Annotated in this window: 2 protein-coding genes; both read right to left on the bottom strand. The window is 74.2% G+C overall.

The window, feature by feature from the left end:
- Window positions 1–2885, bottom strand: a 2885-nt coding sequence (locus tag AB0C29_RS39140; RefSeq protein WP_360831636.1) for an FtsW/RodA/SpoVE family cell cycle protein, incomplete at its 3' end; no start/stop codon positions are given.
- 349 nt (window positions 2886–3234) lie between these two features.
- The coding region (locus AB0C29_RS39135) for a hypothetical protein (protein ID WP_360831633.1) at window positions 3235–3450 on the bottom strand (216 nt) is incomplete at its 5' end.

Genomic DNA, 3450 nt, shown 5'->3' with positions numbered 1-3450 from the left:
CCGGCCGGCGGCTCGCCGGCGCGGTCGCTGTCCAGGTAGGCCGCGGCCACCACCACGTCGAACGCGGAGCCGAGCCCGTAGCGGCGGCCGAAGCCCCGGTTGACCCGCGCGTCCGCGTCGGCGGCGGGAGCCGGTCGCGGGGCGTGCGACCAGCGCCAGCACGCGTCCTGGCCGATGTCGTCCCGGCTGCGCCGCGGGCACCACGGATCGGGCCGGCCGTCCGCGAGCTGCCCCTCCGGATCCGGACGCACGTAGTAGTTGTGCGAAGCGGCGAACTTCCCGGCGGCCGCCGCCTCGGCGTGAGGAGGTTTGACCTTGGTGGGCGCGACCGGAGTGCTGGCGCTGACGAGCACGTCGCCGGTGGTCGCGTCCAGGACGACGATGCCGGCGGGGGTGCCACCGCGCAGCGCCTCGGCCGCGGCATGCTGCCACCCGGGATCGAGCGTGAGCCGGACCTGGCCGTCGACGCGGCCGCCGGCCGGTGGGGGCAGCAGGCGGTCCCCGAGACCGGGCCCCGCGGTACCGGAGATCACGGCGGGGTAGCTGCGTTCCACGATCCCGGCCGGGCCGCCGGCGACGCGGATCAGGCCGGTCAGATCGGCCGGGGTCAGTCCGGCCGGCCGGCTCGCGGGCGCCGGCTGCCAGCCGTCGCCGGTGCGGTCGAGGACAAAACCGGGCCGGTCACCGAAGCGCAGCTCGACCCGGGTGCGGGCCTGGGCGATGAGGTCGGTCGAGCAGGCTGCCGGGTCCGGCGCCGGGGCGGTGAGTCCGGCGCGATCAGCGGTACGGGCTGGGCACGTGACCCGATGCGGGTCGTAGACGGCCGGCAGTTGCAGACCGGCGAGCCGTGGCGCCGAGTAGGGGACGAGGGTCAGACCCGCCACGACGGCGACCATCGCGCCGACCGTGACCAGCGAGGTGCCGACGCGGGCCGGCTCGGTAGGCCCTGTTCCGGCCCCGGCCCCGGCTCCCGCTACGGCTCCGGCCAGGGTTCCCGGTCCGGTTCGGGGCCGGTTTCCGGGTCCGGCTCCCGCCCGGTTTCCGGGCCAGGTTCCCGCCCGGGCTCCGGACCAGGGTCCTGCCCATGCTCTTGGTCCGGCTGCCGCCTGGGCTACCGGTCCGGTTCCGGTCCCGGGTGCTGGCCGGCTTGGGGTTGGCGGGCTGGTCGTTCGGGCTGCGCGGTTTGCCGCGGTGCGGGCGGCCAGCAGGGTCAGGATGATGCCGAGCGCGACCGTGAGCGTCGACTGCCCGCCGCGGGACAGGAACGGTGCCGGGATGCCGGTGTGCGGCACCAGGTTGGCGGTCGCGGCGAGGACGAACAGGAACTGCCCGACGATCATCGCGCCCAGTCCGGCGCCGAACAGCATGGCCACCGGCGGGCGTTCGTAGCCGGGCGGGGGCGCGTTGGCCCGTACCAGTCCGGCGCCGAGCAGGACCACCAGCAGCCCGACCGCGATCACGACCAGCCCGCCGAGCTTGTTCCAGACGACGGCCAGCACGAAGTCGGTGGTGCCGGCGGTGACCGCCCCGGCGGCCGTGTCGCGCAGCCCGCGCCCCCAGAGCCCGCCGTCGGCGGTGGCCGCGATCGCCCGCGCGACCTGCGACCGCTCACTCTCCACATCGGCGGCCAGCGACCGGCGGCAGGGCACCTGGCCGGCCGGGACCGCCGGGCCGGACTCCGTGCGCACGTCGACGGCCATGCAGGGCGCGTCCCAGCGGAAGACCCAGGGATCGTTCCAGACCCGGCCCCGCTCCCCGACATAGTCGGTGCTGAAAAGGCTCACGGCTCCGACGATGAACAGCACGGCAAGAGCAATGAAGATCCGGTACGCGGACAGCATCCGTACCGCCCATCCGGCCCGCCCGGGGTCCCCGCCCCGGTCCTGCTCCACGTTGCGCCGGGTGGCGGCCCAGGTCACCCCGGTCGTCATCAGCGCGGCGGGCACCACGGTGCCGAAGTCGTGCCGCAACCCGCTGGCCACGGCGACCAGCCCGAACAGAGCGAGCGGCAGACCGAGGAAACGACCGGCGCGATACAGGGCGCGCAAGGTGGAGCCCCGCCACACGCTGCCGGCGCCGTCGCGGATGTCCCGCCACGTGTCCAGGACACTCACGGCCCGGAACCGGAAGCTGTCGCGGGCCACTACGAAGGCCAGGGCGGCGAGCAGGAGGAGTTTCCCGTACTCGGGGGTGGCGACCGGCCCGGCAGTCAGCGCGACCGACCCGGAGCCGAAGAACAGCGGCAGGACGAACGGCAGGAGAACAACGCCGGCGAGCGTCGCGGACAGGGCGGCGGAGTGGATGTGCTCCAGGCTGTCGGTGCGGGTGGTCCAGGTGACGGCCCGGCGTACCCGCTGGGCTCTGCTGCCGGCGGACCGGCTCAGCCAGGCGACAACTCCGAGCACGACGGCGATCCCGAGCGCCGGCTGACCCAGCGCCGACCACGCCTGCCGCAGGGCGTCGGGGGCGAAACCGCTGGCGAACGTGCCGCCCGGATCAGGAACCACGGCGAGCCGGACCACGAGCAACGCGCCGAACTCCAGCAGCAGCGTCGAGACGACCAGTACGGCCAGCAGGGGCCCGGAGACGCTGAAGACCCGGCCGTCGTCGGACAGCCGCCCGCCCATCCGCAGTCCGGCGCGCCCCAGCCCGGCAACGGCGGCGACCACGGCCACGACCCAGAACGGGTACGGCGCACCGGCCAGCAGAAACGGCAGGGCCACGAGGATGTGGGGGACGAGGAGGGCGAGCGCGGGCCAGTCCCGCAGCCCCCGGCCCCGGACGACCTCGGGCCGCAACAGCCACCGGCCGGCGCCGGCAACGCCCCAGAGAAGACCGGAAAGAACAACAAGGGTGCCGAGAGCCGGCCCGGTGACAAGATCCACGATGACGATGTGCCGACACCTCCGCCCGGGTATCTCAGCTCAGCGGGAATTCCCTCCGGAACCGTGCGGACGACGCAGCCGGGGATACAAAAGGTAAGCCAGCGGCGGCCGATCACGTAAACGGCCGAATGGCCCGGGGCGGGCCCGGAAGGGTGATGAACCACGACCGGGGTAAGCGGAAAGGCCGGAGCGGGCGGGCCTTGGATCGTGGTAGGTGGTCGGCCTTACGGCTGTTGCGTGGCAAGGGATCGGCCACGCGGTGCTGGTCGGGCGGGTGGCTGGGTCCGGCTCGGGTGGCTAATGAGAGAAACGCTCCGGGATGGTGGTCCGGTGGGGATTCCTTTGAGCTTCACCCGGGTGGATGACGGCCATTCGGTGGGTCCGGCGCGGCGGAGTCCCGGCGATAATGCGTGCCGCGGCCGGGACGTTTGTTGCGCACTTCGAAATGCGTCGCGCATTCATATTCAGCGGCCCGTGCCGGATCCGGGCCGAATGCGTTTCCCAGCCGGCCCGGCCGCCCCGGCCGCCCGGCCGCCCGGCCGGCCCGGCCGCCAGCCAGCCCGGC

The organism is Actinoplanes sp. NPDC048791 (genome assembly GCF_040650095.1).
Classification (GTDB): Bacteria; Actinomycetota; Actinomycetes; order Mycobacteriales; family Micromonosporaceae; genus Actinoplanes.
The sequence above is the reverse complement of the archived record's forward strand: the minus strand, read 5'-3'. Positions and strand labels throughout refer to the sequence as shown.